Consider the following 17904-nt stretch of genomic DNA (forward strand, 5'->3'; position numbering starts at 1 on the left):
AGTGCTGCGCACTGGAACGGGGGCAAGCCCCCTCGCCACAGTGTTAAACTCCCGCGCCCTCAATTCCCTCCAGCAAGGCGCCCAGCATGTCTTCCTTGAATCAGGCGCTGTGCGCCGCCCTTGACCGTCGCCAGGACCTGCTCGCCGAGCTGCATCAGCAAGGCACCGATTGCTATCGCCTGTTCCACGGCAGCCAGGAAGGTGCCGGCGGCTTGACCATCGACCGCTATGGCCCGCAACTGCTGGTGCAAAGCTTTCATCAGTCACTGGAGCGTGACGCCCTGCTGCAATTGCACGAAATCGTCAATCAACAGCTTGGCCTCGATAGCCTGCTGGTCTACAACGACCGCTCCCGCGGCAACTCGCGCATCGACCGCGAAGACACTGTGTACCGCGCCGACGAGGCCGCCCTGCAAGACTTGATCGGCCACGAATGGGGGCTGAACTACCGGGTTCGCGGGCGCCATGCCGGCCAGGATCCGTTGCTGTTTCTCGACCTGCGCAACGCCCGCGGCTGGGTCAAGGCGCACAGCAAAAACAAAAGTGTGCTGAACCTGTTTGCCTACACCTGTGGCGTCGGTCTCTGCGCTGCGGCCGGTGGTGCCAGCGAGGTGTGCAACCTGGACTTTGCCGAAGGCAACCTGGCGGTCGGCCGCGAAAACGGTCTGCTCAACCCGCAATTGCCGACCATGGAGTTCATCCAGTCCGATTACTTCCCGGCGATTCGTCAATTGGCCGGCCTGCCGATCAGCCAGCGTCGCGGGCAAAAACTGCCGAGCTATCAGCGCCTGGAGCCGCGTCAATACGATCTGGTACTGCTCGATCCACCGGCCTGGGCCAAGAGCGCTTTCGGCACAGTCGATCTGTTGCGCGATTACCAGAGCCTGCTCAAACCGGCGCTGCTGACCACTGCCGACAATGGCGTGTTGATCTGCTGCAACAACCTGGCGAAGGTCAGCATGGACGATTGGCGCGAACAGGTGCTGCGCTGCGCAGAGAAGGCCGGACGCCCGGTGCGTGAGTGGACAGCGCTGACACCGGGCAGCGACTTTCCGTCGACGGACCAACAACCGCCGCTGAAAACGCTGATCCTGCAGCTCTGAAAATCCACACCCATTATCAGACAACGCCTATAAAGCGTGATTGCTTCGGAACCGCAAACGCATGCCATACTCCAAGGCACTCCGATTCCGACAGATGAAGCCATACATGCCCAAAGGATTGATCCGCGCTATCGGCGCCTTGTTAACAGCCCTGGCCCTTTACAGCCTGCTGGGGTTTCTGATTTTGCCGGGCATCGCGTTGCGGGTTGCCAACCAGCAATTGGCCAACTACGCCATGACGCCCGCGACAATTTCGCGGATCGAACTCAACCCGTTCAGCCTTGAAGTAACCCTTTGGGGCCTGATCATCGGCGAGCCGGGCAAGGAACAAGTGGGCTTCGAACGCCTGTACGCCAACTTGCAGATCGACAGCCTGTGGACCAAGGCGCTGCACCTGTCCGATATCGAACTGGACAAACCCAAGACCGAAATACGCTTCGGCAAGGACGGCCAGCTCAATCTTCTCGGGCTGTTCAAAATCCCCGCCAGCGAACCGACCCCGGTCGACCCGAACGCCAAACCCTTCCCGCTGCGCGTGGAGCGGATCAAACTGGCCGGCGGCTACGTGCATTTCGAAGATGCCCGGCCCAGCGAGCCCATCGAATTCCTCTACGACAAACTCGATTTCGAGCTGAAGAACCTCAGTACCCTGCCCGACGACAACGCCGACATGACCCTGGTCGCAGTCGGCCCCGCCGGCGGGCAGATCGACTGGACCGGCAATTTCAGCCTGAGCCCGATCGCCTCTGAAGGTAAGCTGAAAATCACCGATGGCAAGATGAAGTCCTTCTGGCCCTATGTGCGCGATGCTGTGCCACTGGTCCTGGAAAACGGCGTCCTGAACCTGAGCACCGACTACAAACTCAATCTGAACAAAGGCACCGAACTGCTGCTGGACAACGTCGTCGTCAGCGTCGCGCCTTTCGCCATCAAGGCGCCGGACGGCCGACCTCTGGTGAAGCTCGAACGACTGGACATCAGCGACACCACCGTGGATCTGGCCAAGCAGCAAGTGGTGGTCGGCAAGATCCACAGCCAGAAACTGGAAACCTGGGCAGCCCTCGAAGCCGATGGGCAACTCGATTGGCAAAAACTGTTCGCCAGCCAGCCGTCCAAACAGGCGGCCAAAGCCAACGCCGAACCCACCAGCACACCCGCGGCAGCCGATTCACCGAAGCCCGAACCGACCGCGCCGAGCAAGCCCTGGCAGGTGCTGCTCAAAGACGTGCAACTGCGTAATTATCAGGTGCACCTGGCCGACCGTAAGGCACAACCCGCCGTAGCGCTGGAGCTCGGCCCGCTGAACCTGGACCTGCAGAATTTCGACAGCCTCAACGGCTCCCCTTTCAACCTCAAGCTCGACACGGGCGTGGGCAAGCAAGGCAAGATCATGGCGGACGGCACGGTCAATCTGGCCCCGATCAGCGCCAAACTGAACGTGCAGACCAGGGATATCGACCTGCGCGTCGCCCAGTCCTACATCAATCCGTTCATTCGCCTCGAACTGCGTAGCGGCATGCTGGGCAGTGATCTGGCGGTCGACTTGAAAAGCACCGAGCCGCTGGCGTTCAGTGTTACAGGTAAAGCCCAGATCGATCAGTTGCATACCCTCGACACTCTGAAAACCCGTGACTTCCTCAAGTGGCAACAGTTGGCGCTCGAAGGCCTGAACTATCAGCACGGCGACAGCCTGTCGATCGACAAGGTCAATCTGTTCCAGCCCTATGCCCGCTTCATGATCAACGATGACCGCACCACCAACATCGATGACCTGCTGATCCCGCAACCGGCCGACTCCGGCGCCACAACGACCACAACTGCCGCAGCCAAACCGGCAGCCGGAAACGAAAAACCACTGGGCATCCACATTGGCAGCATCGCCATCAATGACGGTTCGGCAAACTTCGCCGACTTCAGCCTGACACCGAACTTCGCCACGGCCGTCCAACAACTGAACGGGCAGATCGGCACCATCGACAGCCGCCACGTAAAACCGGCCAACGTCGACGTCAAAGGCAAGGTCGACCGCTATGCACCGGTGACCATCAAGGGCTCGGTCAACCCGTTCGACCCAATGGCCAGTCTGGACATCGCTACCAGTTTCAGACGGGTGGAACTGACGACCCTGACGCCTTATTCCGGCAAGTTCGCCGGTTACCGCATCCGCAAGGGCCGGCTCAATCTGGATCTGCATTACAAGATCACCAACGGTCAGCTCCTGGCCGAAAACAAAGTGGTGGTCGAGCAGCTGCAACTGGGTGAAAAGGTCGACAGTCCGGATGCAGTGAGCCTGCCGCTGAAACTGGCGATTGCCTTGCTCAAGGATGTCGACGGCAAGATTTCCATCGAACTGCCGGTGAGCGGCGACCTGAACAACCCGCAGTTCAGCATCATGCCGATCATCTGGCAGACCCTGCGCAATCTGATCGTGAAGGCGGCCGCGGCGCCGTTCAAAATGATTGGCGGGCTGGTCAGCGGCGGTGGTTCAGAGGAGCTGGGCACCGTGGCGTTTGCACCAGGTTCGAGCGACTTGAGCAAGGAAGCCGAAGCGACACTGATCAAACTGTCCCAGGCGCTCAAGGAGCGTCCGGCCCTGCGCCTGGAAATCGAAGGCACTGCCGCCAAGAGCAGCGACGGCCCACTGCTCGCCGAGCAACGCCTGGAACGGGAATACCAGTACAACTACTACAAAATGCTCCAGCGCCGCGGTGACAAAGTGCCGGCCCAGGCCTCCATGCTGGAAGTGCCGGACAGCGAGAAAGGCCCGCTGCTCGAAGGAATCTACCGCACACGCCTCAAGATCCAGCCGCCCGCGGAATGGAAGGATCTGGGCAAGGAAGAACGCAGCAAAAAAATGCGCGAAAGCGTGATCGGCTTCTGGAGCTCCAGCGAGGTTCTGTTGCGTCAGCTGGGCCAGGAACGGGCCAGCAGCATCAAGGACTACCTGGTGGACAAAGGGCAGTTGGCCGATGACCGCGTGTACTTCATCGACGCCAACCTCGGTGAGGCCGAAAGCGATGGCCGCGTGGTGACGGCCTTGCATCTGGATGCCGAATGATGGGCGCGCAATGGCTTATGAGCCTGGCCCTGGTATTGGCTGCCGGTCAAGCTGCGGCGGCCGATACCCTGCGCTGCGGCAGTCAATTGATCAGCGTCGGGGACAGGTCCAGCGAAGTGCTGCAAAAATGCGGAGAGCCCGTCGCCCGCGACCTGCTTGGCTACAAGCGCAGCGCCAATCGACGGGAAGAGTTTCAGGTCGAGGAATGGACCTACGGGCCCAACGGCGGGATGTACCAGTACCTGCGCTTTGAAGGAAACCGGTTGGTTCAAATCACCAGCAAACGCGGTAACTGAACTCGCTCCCACAGTTTTTTGCGTTGCTCCCAATAGAACAGGCCCCGACACGAATGTCGGGGCCTGTAACGGCCACGTCCATATGGCCTTTCGCATGAACTCTCAAAAAGCGACAGACGTATGACCTGGCCCGCCTGCCGCATCTTCTCCCGGTCCAGGCGAGAAGCCTTGCCTTACTCGGCTTTCAGGCCGTCAGCGGACACCGCTTTGACGCCTTTGATTTTCTTGGCAATGGCCACGGCGGTGGCTTTCTGAGCTTCAGTCACCGCAACAGTGGACGACAGCGACACGACACCTTTGTTGGTTTCGACTTTGATGTCGGTGCCAGGGATGCCTTTTTCAGTCACCAGGTCTGCTTTGACTTTGGTCGTGATCCAGGTATCGGAAGTAGCTTCCTTGGCTTTGGTCACTTCACCGGCGGCCAGCGTCATGGGAGCCTGGGTGGTATGGCTGGTCTGGGCGAATGCAGCGTTGGCCATCGTCAGGGTCAGCGCGGTAGCAGTAGCGGCAGCGATAGCGAACTTTTTCATACGAGTAACTCCTGTTCTTCTGGAAAGTCTGCTGCGTGTCGTCTTGTCAGCAGGGTTACCAGAGAGAGTGCGAACGCTGTGCCAACTAGCAACCAAAAAATAAATACCTATAAATCAACAACTTAATAAAAATGACAACTTTCGAAATCATGCAAAATGCATGAGTGCGACATTATCTACATGCAAGTTGCGGGTTTTAACGCAGGCCTAAGGGCATGAATTGTCGGGGGTTTTCGTGATCATCCGAATCGCCCCCCGCCCAAATGACCAACAAAAATGCCCCGCGTCGTGAGACGCGGGGCATTGTTTATGCCGGGTGATATGGATCAGGTACCGGTGCAGCCTTTAGGTGCGTACTCTTGTAGAGCCGTGGTGGCGCATGTCCAGCCACCGGCGAGGGTACGCGAAAGCGTAATGGTCTTGCTGAGCACAGGCCCTGGAGCATTGAGGATCGTGCAGGCAATAGTGCCCACACCGGTAGCGGTGGTACCCGATGCCGTAATCGTGCAGTTACCTGTAGTCGCCGTACCGCCGATCAAAGCGAGGGTAGGATCTGTACCCTGATTCATAATGTCTTCAAAAGGCACCTTCAGTGCCGAGATTTCTGCAAGCGCAGCGGTAACTTTCGCCCGTGATTGGTACTTCGAATACTGCGGCAACGCAAACGTCGCCAGAATCCCGATGATCGCCACCACGATCAGCAGTTCGATCAGGGTAAAACCATTTTGATTTTTCATAGACAGGCTCCATGCATGAGTCGAAATCTCATGATCTGTAGAGGGTGCAGCACAGGTCATGCCAAGTCGTATGCGCCCCTGCAGACTGGGCTCGGGATCACGACAAAGACCTTTCGTACCCCCAGGATCCGCACTTTCTGACATTTTTTGTCACCTCACCTGGGCTGGTTTGGTTCCACTGTTTGACTAGGCTATAAGTCATTAACCGCCTGCGTCCGGAATCCCAATGAATGACATTGCCCTTAGCGGTCTGGCCAAGCAATTGGTGCTGGCCGAGCTGATCACTGATCAAAGTGCGCAACAGGCGTATCAGCAAGCCCAACGCGATCGAGTCTCACTGGTCAGTTATCTGGTGCAAAACAAATTGCTGAAAAGCTGGCAGGTCGCCGAGGTGGCTTCGGAGCATTTCGGCATGGCCCTGCTGGACCTCAACTGCCTGGAAAAAGACACCCAACCCAAGGGGCTGGTCAGCGAAAAACTGATCCGCCAGCACCACGCCCTACCCCTCTGGCGACGCGGTAACAAACTGTTCGTGGGGGTTTCCGATCCGAGTAATCAACAGGTCATCAACGACATCCAATTCAGTACCGGGCTGAACACCGAAGCCATCCTGGTCGAAGAGGACAAGCTTAGCGACGCCATCGAAAGATTCTTCGACAGCCACGCCACCGACCTGCAAGAGATGGCCGATGTCGACCTCGACGGTCTGGACATCGAGTCGGTCGACGACCAGAAACAGGACGCCATCGGCGGACAGGATACCGATGACGCGCCCGTGGTGCGCTTCGTCCACAAGATGTTGCTCGATGCGATCAAGAGCGGGTCTTCCGACCTGCATTTCGAACCCTACGAAAAAACCTACCGCGTGCGGATGCGCACCGATGGCATCCTGCATGAAGTTGCCAAGCCACCAACGCAACTGGCCAACCGCATTGCTTCCCGGCTCAAAGTCATGGCCAGTCTCGACATCTCCGAGCGGCGCAAACCCCAGGACGGGCGAATCAAGATGCGCCTGTCCAAGAGCAAGTCCATCGACTTCCGGGTCAACACCCTGCCGACCCTGTGGGGCGAAAAAGTGGTGATCCGGATCCTTGATCCGTCCAGCGCGCAAATGGGCATCGATGCCCTCGGCTATGAGCCGGAGCAGAAAGACCTGTACATGGCCGCCCTCAAGCAACCACAGGGGATGATCCTGGTGACCGGGCCCACCGGTTCAGGCAAGACCGTGTCGCTCTATACCGGACTGAACATCCTCAACACCGTCAACATCAACATCTCCACTGCCGAAGACCCGGTGGAAATCAACATGGAGGGCGTCAACCAGGTCAACGTCAATCCCAGGCAGGGAATGGACTTCGCCCAGGCGTTGCGCTCGTTTCTGCGCCAGGACCCGGACGTGATCATGGTCGGCGAAATCCGCGACCTCGAAACTGCCGAAATTGCCATCAAGGCCGCCCAGACCGGGCACATGGTGCTTTCCACCCTGCACACCAACAGCGCTGCGCAAACCCTGACCCGCCTGCACAACATGGGGATTCAGGGCTTCAACATTGCGACCTCGGTCAGCCTGATCATTGCCCAGCGCCTGGCGCGCAAGTTGTGCAGCCATTGCAAGAAACCCATCGAGATTCCCCGCGAGACGCTGCTCAAGGAAGGCTTCCCCGAGGAACGCATCGGCTCATTCACGATCTATGAACCGGTCGGTTGCAATCAATGCAATGCTGGCTACAAAGGGCGAGTGGGGATTTATGAAGTGGTGAAGAACACTCCTGACCTGCAACGGCTGATCATGGCCGAAGGCAATTCACTGGAGATCGACCTCCAGATGCGCAAGGACGGCTTCAACGACCTGCGCACGTCGGGCTTGCTCAAGGCCATGCAAGGCATCACCAGCCTTGAAGAAATCAACCGGGTCACGAAGGACTGAATATGGCGGTCAAAGCAGCGAAAATCAGCGTGTATGCCTGGGAAGGCACGGATCGCAAAGGTGCGAAAATGACCGGCGAGTTGACCGGACAAAATCCAGCGCTGATCAAGGCCCAGTTGCGCAAGCAGGGCATCAATCCGGGCAAGGTGCGGAAAAAGTACGCGTCCATTTTCAGTGCCGGCAAGCGCATCAAACCCTTGGACATCGCCCTGTTTACCCGGCAGATGGCGACCATGATGAAAGCCGGCGTACCGCTCCTGCAATCGTTCGAGATCATCGGCGAAGGCTTCGATAACCCGAACATGCGCAAGCTGGTGGACGAGGTGAAACAGGAAGTCGCGGCCGGTAACAGCTTCGCCGCGGCCCTGCGCAAAAAGCCCCAGTATTTCGACGAGCTGTACTGCAACCTGGTGGACGCCGGCGAGCAGGCCGGTGCCCTGGATACCCTGCTGGAACGGGTGGCGACCTACAAGGAAAAGAGCGAAAGCCTCAAGGCCAAGATCAAGAAAGCCATGACCTACCCGCTGGCCGTGGTGTTCGTCGCAATCATTGTGACCGGCATTCTGCTGGTCAAGGTTGTGCCGCAATTCCAGTCGGTATTCTCGGGGTTCGGCGCCGAACTGCCGGCGTTCACCGTGATGGTCATCGGCTTGTCGGAGTTCATGCAGGACTGGTGGTGGATGATACTCGGCGTGTTGGCTGGGGGGATCTTCGGCCTGCGCCATGCCTTCAAGAATTCCCCGGGCTTTCGCGACCGGACGGACACCTGGCTGCTGAAACTGCCGTTGGTTGGCGCGCTCATGTACAAGTCCGCCGTGGCCCGTTACGCCCGCACCCTGTCGACGACGTTTGCCGCCGGCGTGCCACTGGTCGAAGCCCTTGAGTCAGTGGCGGGCGCGACCGGCAATATCGTGTTCAAGCGAGCGGTGTTGCGCATCAAGCAGGACGTTTCGACCGGCATGCAGCTGAATTTTTCCATGCGTACCTCCGGCATCTTTCCGACCATGGCGATCCAGATGACGGCCATTGGCGAAGAGTCCGGCGCGCTGGACGACATGCTCGACAAGGTCGCGGGTTTCTATGAGGCCGAGGTGGACAACATGGTCGATAACCTGACCAGCCTGATGGAGCCGTTCATCATGGTGGTACTGGGTGTTATCGTCGGCGGGCTGGTGGTTGCAATGTACCTGCCCATCTTCCAACTCGGCTCAGCGGTCTGATATGTCCTTGAACGAATTTCTGAGCCTCAACCCGCTGGCCTTCGTGATGACCGCAGGGCTGATCGGCCTGCTGATCGGCAGTTTTCTCAACGTGGTGGTCTGGCGCCTGCCGAAAATGCTTGAGCGTGAATGGCGCCTGCAGGCCCATGACGTACTGGACTTGCCAGTCGAAGCCCCCGGTCCGACCTACAACCTGATATTGCCCCACTCCGAGTGTCCTCACTGCGGCCATCGGATTCGAGTGTGGGAGAACATTCCAATACTCAGTTATCTGTTTTTACGTGGGCGATGCTCGAGCTGCGCAGCGCCGATCAGTAAACGTTACCCGCTGACCGAACTGGCCTGCGGCCTGCTGTCGGCGTTCGTCGCCTGGCATTTCGGTTTCGGCTGGCAGGCCTGCATGGTGCTGGTCCTGAGTTGGGGCCTGCTGGCGATGAGCCTGATCGATGCCGAACATCAACTGTTGCCGGACGTACTGGTGATGCCATTGATGTGGCTGGGACTGGTCCTCAACAGCTTCGGGCTCTTCGTATCACTGCATGACGCGTTCTGGGGCGCGGTGGCCGGCTACATGGCGCTGTGGACGGTGTTCTGGCTGTTCAAGCTGGTCACCGGCAAGGACGGCATCGGTTACGGTGACTTCAAGCTCCTGGCGATGCTCGGCGCCTGGGGCGGCTGGCAGATCCTGCCCATGACCATTCTGCTGTCATCGCTGGTAGGGGCCATTCTCGGGGTGATTTTGCTGCGCCTGCGGGATGCGAAAACCTCGACGCCGCTACCCTTTGGACCCTATCTGGCCATTGCCGGCTGGATTGCCTTGCTCTGGGGTGGTCAAATAACCGGCTTCTATTGGCAGTTTGTCGGTTTGAAATGAATACCCCTGTGGAAAAACCCTGGATTCTCGGCCTGACCGGCGGCATCGGCAGCGGCAAAAGCGCGGCCGCGCAGCACTTCATCGACCTCGGCGTGCACGTGGTCGACGCCGATCATGCGGCTCGCTGGGTGGTCGAACCCGGTCGCCCGGCACTGGCAAAAATCGCCGAGCACTTTGGCCCCGGCGTGTTGCAAGCCGATGGTCAGCTGGATCGTGCAGCCCTGCGCAAGCTGATCTTCGAGGTGCCGGAAGAACGCCGCTGGCTCGAAGCGCTACTGCATCCGTTGATCGCCGAGGAAATCGCCCATCATCTGGCCAAGGCACAATCGCCTTACGCGATTCTGGTTTCGCCGCTGCTGATCGAGTCCGGGCAGTACGCCATGACCCAACGGGTCCTGGTGATCGATGCCCCGGAACAGTTACAGATCGAACGCACCCTGCAGCGTGACCAGACCAGCGAGCAGCAAGTCCAGGCGATCCTCAAGGCTCAGTCCAGCCGACAGGACCGCTTGAGCCATGCCGACGATGTGGTGGTCAACGACCGCGACCTCGCCTGGCTGCACAGCGAGGTCGAACGTCTGCATCACTTTTACCTTACTTTGCGTGGAGGCCAGTCATGAGCCAAACCCCGACCGTCGATTGCCCAACCTGTGGCGCCCCTGTCGAATGGAGCCCCGAGAACAAATTCCGGCCATTCTGTTCGGACCGTTGCAAACTGATCGATCTGGGCGCCTGGGCATCGGAAGAACACAAGATTCCGGTGCCCCCCGATGCCGAGGATGAGTTGTTCAGCGGCGACTTCGACCCGCGTCACTGATCCCGGCCATCAGGGCCGCATAAAGCCATAGTCCTGGCCCTCGTCGAGGTTCTCGGCGAGAAACCGCAACTCATCGGCCAGGTCTTCGATATTGCGCACTGCCTTGCTCTGCTGCACCACCGCACTGAGCAAGGCGCGCAGGCTCAACCCCGGATCGAAGCCCACCTCTTGCGCCACATCCAGACTCTGACGCAACTCCTGCCTGGCCCACTCGTAGACACTCATTTCGATGCTCCTGAAGGTTTTCCGAAGCATGGATTCGTCAACGTTTTTTGGATTTGATGTGGATCAAGATTTGGGATCGTCATCTTTCCAGGGCGCCGATAGATAGCGCGTGCGATTGAACGTCTCCAGCCATTCTGGGCAAAACACCACCAACGCGCTGACCACCATGCCGTTGATGAACGCTTCCGGAAAAATCAGCAGCCAAAGGTAACCGACAAAGTCTTCCAGCCAGTACGGCATGACGAATCGCTCGTCGTACCACAGCAGCGTGAGCGTCAGGATCAGGCACAACAAGGCCGACAGCGCAGCGGCAAAAAAACCGGAACAGAAGATGTACACGAAGGGATTACGCGGCTGCGCGCGCTCCACCAGGATGGCGCAGCACTCGGTGACCAGCACCGGTAGCAGGATCAGCAGAGCGCCATTGACCCCGACAGCGGCCAGGTCCTGACGCCCGAGCAACACCAAGCCCACCTGCGCGACCAACCCGCCGACAATCGCCAACGGCCAATCCAGTAGTAAGGTCACGGCGGTCATGCCGATGAAGTGATAGGACACACCGGTATCGAAGTCCCGTCGCACCAGCCACAGCATGAACAGCGCAAACACCGTACCGAACAACAGATGCTGGCGGCGGCTGTCGCTGAACAGTTCGACCCATGGCGCTCGCGCAATTGCCCAGATCAGCGCCGGTATATAGATCAGCCAACCCACCGTCAGGGTTTCGGATGACAGTAACTCGGCACCGATCATGGCTGGGCACACTCCTTTGTCTTACCAGAAGAGAACAGGTCATCAGTCTACACCGCCCTTTGATTTTGCTCTGGAGGGGCGTTTTACGATTGGGGGGGCATATTCGTTGCTGCGGTAATGGCGGCTCTTTGGTGGCGTACATATCCATTTTTTTGTAACGGCCACTTATGGTTCCGCCCTTACGGCGGGTCACTTTCGAAAAGCGCGAAAGTAACCAAAGCGCTTTTGCCCCTCCATTCGGTGCCTCGCCTAGGCTCGGCATGCCCTCACTCCGGCATTGCTCCGGGGGCCCGCCGCCATCGGCCATCCATGGCCGGGGGCGGCTACCGCGGCATCCCTGCCGCGGTGCCCCCTGCGCAATACCTGCGTTCGGCCTCTGGGAAAGGGGCGGATAGATCAAGATCAAAAACCAAAGCAACGGCAAGATCAAAAGATCGCAGCCTTCGGCAGCTCCTACAGGGGAATGCGTTCACTTGAAGTCAGGCCGGCCGGTAGGCCGCCTCGCTTTTGCTTTGGCGGTGCACGCCCCCTCGAGAGGCCGAGTGGAGGTTCTGCGCAGTGGGCAACCCGGCATGGATGGCCGATGGCGGCGGGCCCACGGAGCAGGACCGGAGCGAGGGCATGCCGAGCCTAAGCGAGGCACAGAACGAAAGGGGCAAGAGCCCTTTGGTTACTTTGGGCTGGGCCGGCATTCCGGCTTTTCCAAAGTGACCCGCCGTAAGGGCGGAACCCTAAGCCGCCGTTACCGCAGCAACGGATATGCACACAATCAACAGCGATTGTTACATTTCCCGCAAGACTGAATCAGACCCAGCCCCCTTTATCCCCCACAGGCAAAGACTAAAATTCAGACACTGGAACCCACACAGAGCACAGAAAAATGAAAACCCTGACCAGCCTGTTCCTGACCCTCGCCGCCACCTCGGCCCTGGCCGCCAACGAGCCAGCCGCTGCCACCCCGTACAACCCGGCACAGCCACTGGACATCGCCAAGGTCGTTTCAGTGACAGACACCGCAACCGCCTGCGGAGTCGTGCCAGCGACCATGGAATATATCGACCATCAGGGCCAGACCCATCGCGTGACGTACGAAGTCATGGGCAACTGCACCACCGATCTGTGATCGCTCCGGTCATAACAACTTCCATGTGTAGCTGAGAATCAGGCGGTTCTCGTCGATATCACTGCGGTAGTTGGAGCGCGCCATGGCGTTGCGCACGCGGATCCCGAGGCCTTTGAGGCTGCCGCTTTGCAACACATAGCCGATGTCCAGATCGCGCTCGCGGTCCTTGCCTTCAAACCCCTTGCCGGTGTCGACGTTATTGCCGGTGATGTAACGCACGGTGCTGGTCAGCCCCGGCACGCCGAGGGCGGCGAAGTCGTAGTCGTAACGCGCCTGCCAGGAACGCTCGTCGGCGTAGGCAAACTCGTAGGTCGGCACCTCGTTGCCCAACGGAGTGATGTTGGCAAACACTCGCGGGAAGGCGCTGTCGCCGAACATACCCTGATAGCCGACATAAAACGTGTGACCGCCGCGCTTGGCCGACAGCAAAGAGAAGAACGCCTGGTTGTCGATGTTGCCCAGTAATTTTTTGCCGTCCTCGCGCGAATCGTAATAGCCAAGGTTGGCGCCCAGGGTCCAGTCACCCAACGGCTCGCTGTGCTTGAAGCCGAGAAAGCGCTGGTTGTAGATATCCTCCAATTGCCCGAACCAGGCGCTGACCGAGCTGCGTTTATCATTGAACGCGTAGTCGGCGCCGGCAAAGTTGAAACCATCGCTGCTGACCTGACGCTGGGGTACATGACCGAGCATGGCTTGCATCTTTTCATCGCCAGCCTCGTTGCGCAGGCTGGTCGAACTCAAATGACCGCCCTGTAAGGTCAGGCCATCGATCTCATTGGAGCTGATGCTTGCGCCCTGATAACTGGGCGGCAGCAGACGGATATCGCTGAAGGCCAGCACCGGCAGGTTGGGTTGCAGCTCCCCCACCTTCAATTCGGTCTTGGAGTAACGCACCTTCAGCGCGCCCCCCAGACGACTGTATTCATTCGCCGCGCGTCCATCATTGCGCACCGGCAGCAAACCGGTATTGACCCGGTCCGGGCTGCTGTCGAGTTTGAGGCCGAGCAGGCCAATGACATCCACACCAAAACCGACAGGCCCCTGGGTATAACCGGATTTGACGTTGAGAATGAAGCCCTGTGCCCACTCTTCGGCCTTCGACTGTGTATTGGCCCCGACGATGTCGGAGAAGTCCCGGCTGAAGTAGTAATTGCGCGCTTGCAAGGTGGTGGTGCTGTCTTCGATGAAGCCGCCCTCGGCGGCCACCGCACCGGTGGAGAAACTCGAGACGACAGCGATGGACAACACTGACCCGGTTGTTGGAAAAATCTGTTTCATCGTTTTTTCTCTTATTTTTATTGATCGACAGGTTGAAGTGCTTCAGTCGCAGCATTTGCGCTGCGAGCGATGGGACGCCGGGCGTTTAACAACCAGTGGGTGACCATGCCGAAAATCAGTCCCCAGAAAGCGGCAGACAACCCAAACAGCGACATACCCGAGGCGGTGGAGAGAAAGGTCACCAATGCGGCTTCACGATCACTCGGCACCGCCATTGCGCCAGCCAGTGCCCCCGCTATCGCAGCGAACAACGCAAGCCCGGCCAAGGCCGCGATCAGTTCTTTGGGGAACGCCGAAAACAACGAAACCAGCGTGGCGCCGAAGATCCCCAGCACCAAATAACAGAGACCGCCCACCACCCCGGCCACATAGCGTTTGCCCGGGTTTTCATGGGCCTCGCGACCGGTACAGATGGCGGCGGTAATCGCCGCCAGATTCAGCCCGTGACAACCGAACGGCGCCAACAGCGCAGTGCCCAACGCACTGCTGGCGATGATCGGGCCGGCGGGCGTTGAGTAGCCGCTGGCGCGCAGCACCGCCATGCCGGGGACAAACTGGCCGGTCAGCGCCACCATCACCAGCGGCAAGGCGATATTCAGCGTCGCGCTCAAACTGAACGCAGGCGTGATCCACACTGGCGTGGCCAAACCGATCACCAGCGCTTCGCGGTGCAAATCACCGGCGAGAAACGCGATGGAACAGCCCACCAGCAGCACCATCAACACCGCATAACGCGGCATCACCCGTTTGCAGATCAGGTACGTGGCAAACATCGCCAGCACCAGCTGCGGCTTGCCTTGCAACGAGACGAACAACCCGGTGCCGAAACTGAACAGAATCCCTGCCAGCATCGCCGCCGCAATCGCCGCGGGCAGTTTGCCGATGATCCGGTCAAATGCCCCCGACACCCCGACCAGAAAGATAATCAGGCTGCTGACCAGGTACGCGCCCACCGCTTCGGGCATGGATATTCCCGGCAACAGCGCCACCAGCAACGCCGAGCCCGGCGCCGACCACGCGATGATCACCGGCACCCGGTAACGCAAGCTCAAACCGATGCCGAGCACGGCGCTGCCGATGGAAATCGCCCAGACCCACGACGACAGCACTTCTCGCGAGAGGTGCGCGGTTTCGGCGGCTTGAAAGATGATCACCAGGGGGCCCGCGTAGGAAATCACCGTCGCGATAAATCCGGCGACGGCAGCCGACAAGGAAAAATCCCGGAATAACGCTTTCATGAAACGTCGCCGACAGACCCGTCAGGCGAACCATGGCGCAGGCCCGACAGCGCTTGTTTGACACTGCGCTGACTGCTGATCGCGAACACGGTCATGGCGATAGCGGCCACCGCACCAGGCAAGGCAAACGCCATGAAGTTCAGTTGCAGCGGTAGGCTGATCCCCAGCAAGGCACCGCCCAGCAGCGGGCCGACGATGGCGCCGTTGCGGCCGATGCCCGACGCCCAGCCCAAACCAGTGGAGCGAATGGCCATGGAGTAGAACTGCGCGGCGCAGGCGTACAGCAGAATCTGCGAGCCGATGGTGGTGGCGCCAGCGATGGCGATCAGCAGGTATAACACCGGCATCGGGCTGTTGAAGCCAAGCAAGGTGATCGATACGGCTGCACCGGCGAAGAACACCGCCAACACGCGCGGCAGGTTGAGTTTGTCACCCAGCACACCGCCGCCGACCGCGCCAAAAATGGCGCCGAAGTTGAGTACCAGCAGGAACGACAGGCTCGAGCCCAGGCTGTAACCGGCGTTGGCCATCAGTTTCGGCAGCCAGGAACTCAAGGCGTAGACCATCAGCAAGCAGCAGAAAAAAGCCAGCCACAGCATCAGCGTGCGCAGCGCCCGCCCCTCACGAAACAACTGCAACACCGGGGTGCCGCTGCCCTTCACTTCGCTCATGTGCAGCTGATCGCCGGTTTGCGTGATGTATGCCGGATCGACTCGCTGGAGAATGTTGCGCGCCTCTTCATTGCGCCCCTGACGCAGCATGAAGCCCACCGATTCAGGCAGGAAGTACATGATCAACGGCAACAGCAGCAACGGCAGCACCGCCACGTAAAACACCGACTGCCAACCGAAACTTGGGATCAGCACGATGCCGAGCCCCGCCGAGAGCATGCCGCCCACCGAGTAGCCGCTGAACATGATCGCCACCAACGTGCTGCGGATTTTCTTCGGCGCGTATTCGTTCATCAGCGCCACGACGTTGGGCATCACCCCGCCAATGCCCAGCCCGGCAATGAACCGACAGAGGCCAAACTCGGTGGGATTACTGGCAAAACCGTTGAGCACGGTAAAACCGCTGAACAGCATCACGCACAGGGTGATGGCTTTTTTACGACCGATCTTGTCTGACAGCGGGCCGAAAAACAGCGCGCCGAACATCATTCCAAACAGTGCATAACTTCCCAGTGCGCCGGCTTGCAGAGGACTGAGCCCCCACTCTTTCATCAGCATCGGCAACACCACGCCGTAGATCACCAAATCGTAACCGTCGAAAATGATGATCAGGGCACACCAGAACAGCACCATCCAGTGAAAGCGGTTGAATCGTGCCTTGTCGATAACCTCATGTACGTCAATCTTGCGCATGGCATCTATCTCTTGTTGTTGTTTTTTTAAGAGTCGGTAACGCGGCTAACGTCCGTACAGCCGAGGGTAAAGTCGCCAGGCACGGGGCAATATCCGCTTTGCGCAGATCGCTATCCGTTTTGTGCACCGCCCGGAACCGGGCGTTGGGCGGGGAAAGAGGGTCTTGAATCAGAGAAACCTGTGGCGAGGAGCACGTCTATGCTGGATTTACCCGGCTCATGCCTTTGCTCCTATAGGAGGAAAAATCGATGGTTCCCACGCCCATTTCCGAAAAGGCTTTTTCCCGAGGTCTGCTCGATGTACTGATTCGTGCCGGGTTGATCGCCGTTCTGGTGGTTTTCTGCTTCCAGATATTCAGTCCATTCCTCGATCTGATGCTGTGGTCGATAATTCTGGCAATCACCCTCTACCCGTCACAAGTCAGGTTCAAAGGCGCGCTGGGAAACAAGGATGGGCTCAGCGCGACGCTGATTGTGCTGATCGCCATCTGCATCCTTATGGTGCCTGCCTATTTGTTGGGAACCTCGATTGCAGACTCCGTGGAACGGGCGATAAGCATGGTCAAAAGTGACAGTTTCCATATCCCCCCTCCGTCCGACGCGGTGGCCGGCTGGCCACTTGTGGGCAAACCCCTTCATGGCTTATGGACACAAGCTGTCACCAACCTGCCCGACCTGCTACAGAAGTTCATACCGCAAATCAAAGATGTCAGCCTCTCCCTGCTGAGCAAGCTGGCGGGGGCCGGCATGGGGCTCCTTTTATTTATCTTTGCCCTGATTATTGCCGGTATTTTTTTAGCCTATGGTGAAAGTGGCCACCGCAGCGCAGTGCAAATCGCTTCGCGCTTCTGCGGCCCGGTCAAGGGACCGAAAATCACCGAGCTGTGCACCGCGACCATCCGGGCAGTGGCGTTGGGCGTGGTCGGCATCGCCTTCATCCAGATGCTGTTGATCGGCATCGGCTTTGTGTCCATGGGCATCCCCGGCGCAGGTCTTCTCGCCTTGGCGGTGCTGCTTATTGGCATCATGCAATTACCGGCCACCCTGATTACCCTTCCGGTCATCGTCTACGTCTTCGCGAACGAAGGTGCCAGCACGGCGACCATTGTGTTTGCCATCTATGTCTTCGTTGCGGGCCTGGTCGATAACGTCCTCAAGCCGTTGCTGCTAGGTCGAGGCGTCGATGTGCCAATGCCGGTGGTGCTGATCGGTGCCTTGGGCGGCATGGTCACGAGCGGTATCCTCGGCCTGTTTATCGGCCCTGTGATATTGGCGGTCGGTTATCGGCTGTTCTGGCAATGGGTGGACGATCAAGCGCAAGAACCCGGGACAGACCGCCAGGGACCGACCTGACACGTCTGC

General features: G+C 59.1%; 17 protein-coding genes. 10 read left to right on the forward strand and 7 right to left on the reverse strand.

Annotated elements, in window-relative coordinates; translation table 11 throughout:
* Nucleotides 1-86: 86 nt before the first annotated feature.
* From PGR6_RS24340 to PGR6_RS24350, 3 genes are all read left to right on the forward strand, one after another.
* Nucleotides 87-1103 carry a class I SAM-dependent rRNA methyltransferase gene (locus PGR6_RS24340; RefSeq protein ID WP_064620380.1) on the forward strand — a complete coding sequence of 339 codons (1017 nt, stop codon included), beginning with the start codon at nucleotides 87-89 and terminating at the stop codon, nucleotides 1101-1103.
* 61 nt (nucleotides 1104-1164) lie between these two features.
* Nucleotides 1165-4161, forward strand: coding sequence for a DUF748 domain-containing protein (locus PGR6_RS24345; RefSeq protein WP_177343105.1), 2997 nt, complete (start codon nucleotides 1165-1167; stop codon nucleotides 4159-4161).
* Nucleotides 4161-4457 (forward strand): DUF2845 domain-containing protein, encoded by a 297-nt coding sequence (locus PGR6_RS24350; protein WP_064620386.1) that lies wholly within the window; start codon nucleotides 4161-4163, stop codon nucleotides 4455-4457. The genes PGR6_RS24345 and PGR6_RS24350 overlap by 1 nt, the downstream gene beginning before the upstream one ends.
* 173 nt (nucleotides 4458-4630) lie before the next feature.
* On the opposite strand, the gene PGR6_RS24355 is transcribed toward PGR6_RS24350, so the two are convergent.
* Together PGR6_RS24355 and PGR6_RS24360 are read right to left on the reverse strand one after the other, a co-directional pair.
* Complete coding sequence (locus tag PGR6_RS24355; protein WP_064620389.1) at nucleotides 4631-4987, reverse strand: BON domain-containing protein; 357 nt, start codon at nucleotides 4985-4987, stop codon at nucleotides 4631-4633.
* Nucleotides 4988-5313: 326 nt separating this feature from the next.
* Nucleotides 5314-5724 carry a pilin gene (locus PGR6_RS24360; RefSeq protein ID WP_019650990.1) on the reverse strand — a complete coding sequence of 137 codons (411 nt, stop codon included), beginning with the start codon at nucleotides 5722-5724 and terminating at the stop codon, nucleotides 5314-5316.
* A 226-nt stretch (nucleotides 5725-5950) separates the two neighbouring features.
* On the opposite strand from PGR6_RS24360, the gene pilB reads away from it, so the two are divergent.
* Genes pilB through yacG form a run of 5 tightly spaced genes read left to right on the forward strand, consistent with a single transcriptional unit; the run spans nucleotide 5951 to nucleotide 10562 of the window.
* Entirely contained in the window at nucleotides 5951-7651 is a 1701-nt protein-coding gene (pilB, locus tag PGR6_RS24365; protein ID WP_064620392.1) for a type IV-A pilus assembly ATPase PilB, read from the forward strand.
* A gap of 2 nt (nucleotides 7652-7653) precedes the next feature.
* Entirely contained in the window at nucleotides 7654-8871 is a 1218-nt protein-coding gene (locus PGR6_RS24370) for a type II secretion system F family protein (protein WP_018930188.1), read from the forward strand.
* 1 nt (nucleotide 8872) lies between these two features.
* Nucleotides 8873-9745 (forward strand): prepilin peptidase, encoded by an 873-nt coding sequence (locus tag PGR6_RS24375; RefSeq protein ID WP_064620394.1) that lies wholly within the window; start codon nucleotides 8873-8875, stop codon nucleotides 9743-9745.
* Complete coding sequence (coaE, locus tag PGR6_RS24380) at nucleotides 9742-10365, forward strand: dephospho-CoA kinase (protein WP_026286732.1); 624 nt, start codon at nucleotides 9742-9744, stop codon at nucleotides 10363-10365. The genes PGR6_RS24375 and coaE overlap by 4 nt, the downstream gene beginning before the upstream one ends.
* Complete coding sequence (yacG, locus tag PGR6_RS24385; protein ID WP_007938961.1) at nucleotides 10362-10562, forward strand: DNA gyrase inhibitor YacG; 201 nt, start codon at nucleotides 10362-10364, stop codon at nucleotides 10560-10562. Before coaE ends, yacG begins: the two co-directional genes overlap by 4 nt.
* Before the next feature lie 9 nt (nucleotides 10563-10571).
* On the opposite strand, the gene PGR6_RS24390 is transcribed toward yacG, so the two are convergent.
* Both PGR6_RS24390 and PGR6_RS24395 read right to left on the reverse strand, forming a co-directional pair.
* Nucleotides 10572-10787 carry a hypothetical protein gene (locus tag PGR6_RS24390; protein ID WP_007938959.1) on the reverse strand — a complete coding sequence of 72 codons (216 nt, stop codon included), beginning with the start codon at nucleotides 10785-10787 and terminating at the stop codon, nucleotides 10572-10574.
* A 63-nt stretch (nucleotides 10788-10850) separates the two neighbouring features.
* Nucleotides 10851-11540 carry an energy-coupling factor ABC transporter permease gene (locus tag PGR6_RS24395; protein ID WP_018930184.1) on the reverse strand — a complete coding sequence of 230 codons (690 nt, stop codon included), beginning with the start codon at nucleotides 11538-11540 and terminating at the stop codon, nucleotides 10851-10853.
* A gap of 880 nt (nucleotides 11541-12420) precedes the next feature.
* Between PGR6_RS24395 and PGR6_RS24400 the strand changes: the two genes are divergently transcribed.
* A complete protein-coding gene (locus PGR6_RS24400; protein ID WP_018930181.1) occupies nucleotides 12421-12663 on the forward strand; it encodes a DUF2790 domain-containing protein in 243 nt (80 codons plus the stop codon).
* A 9-nt stretch (nucleotides 12664-12672) separates the two neighbouring features.
* On the opposite strand, the gene PGR6_RS24405 is transcribed toward PGR6_RS24400, so the two are convergent.
* Genes PGR6_RS24405 through PGR6_RS24415 form a run of 3 tightly spaced genes read right to left on the reverse strand, consistent with a single transcriptional unit; the run spans nucleotide 12673 to nucleotide 16543 of the window.
* Nucleotides 12673-13941 (reverse strand): OprD family porin, encoded by a 1269-nt coding sequence (locus tag PGR6_RS24405; RefSeq protein ID WP_064620397.1) that lies wholly within the window; start codon nucleotides 13939-13941, stop codon nucleotides 12673-12675.
* 17 nt (nucleotides 13942-13958) lie between these two features.
* The gene (locus tag PGR6_RS24410) at nucleotides 13959-15179 is read right to left on the reverse strand and encodes a benzoate/H(+) symporter BenE family transporter (RefSeq protein ID WP_064620400.1); all 1221 of its coding nucleotides are present in this window, start codon (nucleotides 15177-15179) and stop codon (nucleotides 13959-13961) included.
* Nucleotides 15176-16543, reverse strand: a complete 1368-nt coding sequence (locus PGR6_RS24415; RefSeq protein ID WP_064620403.1) for an aromatic acid/H+ symport family MFS transporter — start codon at nucleotides 16541-16543, stop codon at nucleotides 15176-15178. Before PGR6_RS24415 ends, PGR6_RS24410 begins: the two co-directional genes overlap by 4 nt.
* A gap of 248 nt (nucleotides 16544-16791) precedes the next feature.
* Here PGR6_RS24415 and PGR6_RS24420 point away from each other — a divergent pair, with 248 nt between their 5' ends.
* Nucleotides 16792-17895 (forward strand): AI-2E family transporter, encoded by a 1104-nt coding sequence (locus PGR6_RS24420; RefSeq protein ID WP_064620406.1) that lies wholly within the window; start codon nucleotides 16792-16794, stop codon nucleotides 17893-17895.
* The last annotated feature ends 9 nt before the right edge of the window (nucleotides 17896-17904 follow it).

Origin of the sequence: Pseudomonas sp. GR 6-02 (assembly GCF_001655615.1) — a bacterium.
In the GTDB taxonomy this organism is placed as follows: Bacteria; Pseudomonadota; Gammaproteobacteria; order Pseudomonadales; family Pseudomonadaceae; genus Aquipseudomonas.

Bases quoted from the DNA above. Each gene is read 5' to 3' on its own strand.
- PGR6_RS24410 (WP_064620400.1), bottom strand. From the start codon at position 15,179: ATGAAAGCGTTATTCCGGGATTTTTCCTTGTCGGCTGCCGTCGCCGGA.
- PGR6_RS24345 (WP_177343105.1), top strand. From the start codon at position 1,165: ATGCCATACTCCAAGGCACTCCGATTCCGACAGATGAAGCCATACATG.
- PGR6_RS24400 (WP_018930181.1), top strand. From the start codon at position 12,421: ATGAAAACCCTGACCAGCCTGTTCCTGACCCTCGCCGCCACCTCGGCC.
- PGR6_RS24355 (WP_064620389.1), bottom strand. From the start codon at position 4,987: ATGAAAAAGTTCGCTATCGCTGCCGCTACTGCTACCGCGCTGACCCTG.
- PGR6_RS24360 (WP_019650990.1), bottom strand. From the start codon at position 5,724: ATGAAAAATCAAAATGGTTTTACCCTGATCGAACTGCTGATCGTGGTG.
- PGR6_RS24375 (WP_064620394.1), top strand. From the start codon at position 8,873: ATGTCCTTGAACGAATTTCTGAGCCTCAACCCGCTGGCCTTCGTGATG.
- PGR6_RS24390 (WP_007938959.1), bottom strand. From the start codon at position 10,787: ATGAGTGTCTACGAGTGGGCCAGGCAGGAGTTGCGTCAGAGTCTGGAT.
- PGR6_RS24340 (WP_064620380.1), top strand. From the start codon at position 87: ATGTCTTCCTTGAATCAGGCGCTGTGCGCCGCCCTTGACCGTCGCCAG.
- PGR6_RS24370 (WP_018930188.1), top strand. From the start codon at position 7,654: ATGGCGGTCAAAGCAGCGAAAATCAGCGTGTATGCCTGGGAAGGCACG.
- coaE (WP_026286732.1), top strand. From the start codon at position 9,742: ATGAATACCCCTGTGGAAAAACCCTGGATTCTCGGCCTGACCGGCGGC.
- PGR6_RS24395 (WP_018930184.1), bottom strand. From the start codon at position 11,540: ATGATCGGTGCCGAGTTACTGTCATCCGAAACCCTGACGGTGGGTTGG.
- PGR6_RS24415 (WP_064620403.1), bottom strand. From the start codon at position 16,543: ATGCGCAAGATTGACGTACATGAGGTTATCGACAAGGCACGATTCAAC.
- PGR6_RS24405 (WP_064620397.1), bottom strand. From the start codon at position 13,941: ATGAAACAGATTTTTCCAACAACCGGGTCAGTGTTGTCCATCGCTGTC.
- pilB (WP_064620392.1), top strand. From the start codon at position 5,951: ATGAATGACATTGCCCTTAGCGGTCTGGCCAAGCAATTGGTGCTGGCC.
- yacG (WP_007938961.1), top strand. From the start codon at position 10,362: ATGAGCCAAACCCCGACCGTCGATTGCCCAACCTGTGGCGCCCCTGTC.
- PGR6_RS24420 (WP_064620406.1), top strand. From the start codon at position 16,792: ATGGTTCCCACGCCCATTTCCGAAAAGGCTTTTTCCCGAGGTCTGCTC.
- PGR6_RS24350 (WP_064620386.1), top strand. From the start codon at position 4,161: ATGGGCGCGCAATGGCTTATGAGCCTGGCCCTGGTATTGGCTGCCGGT.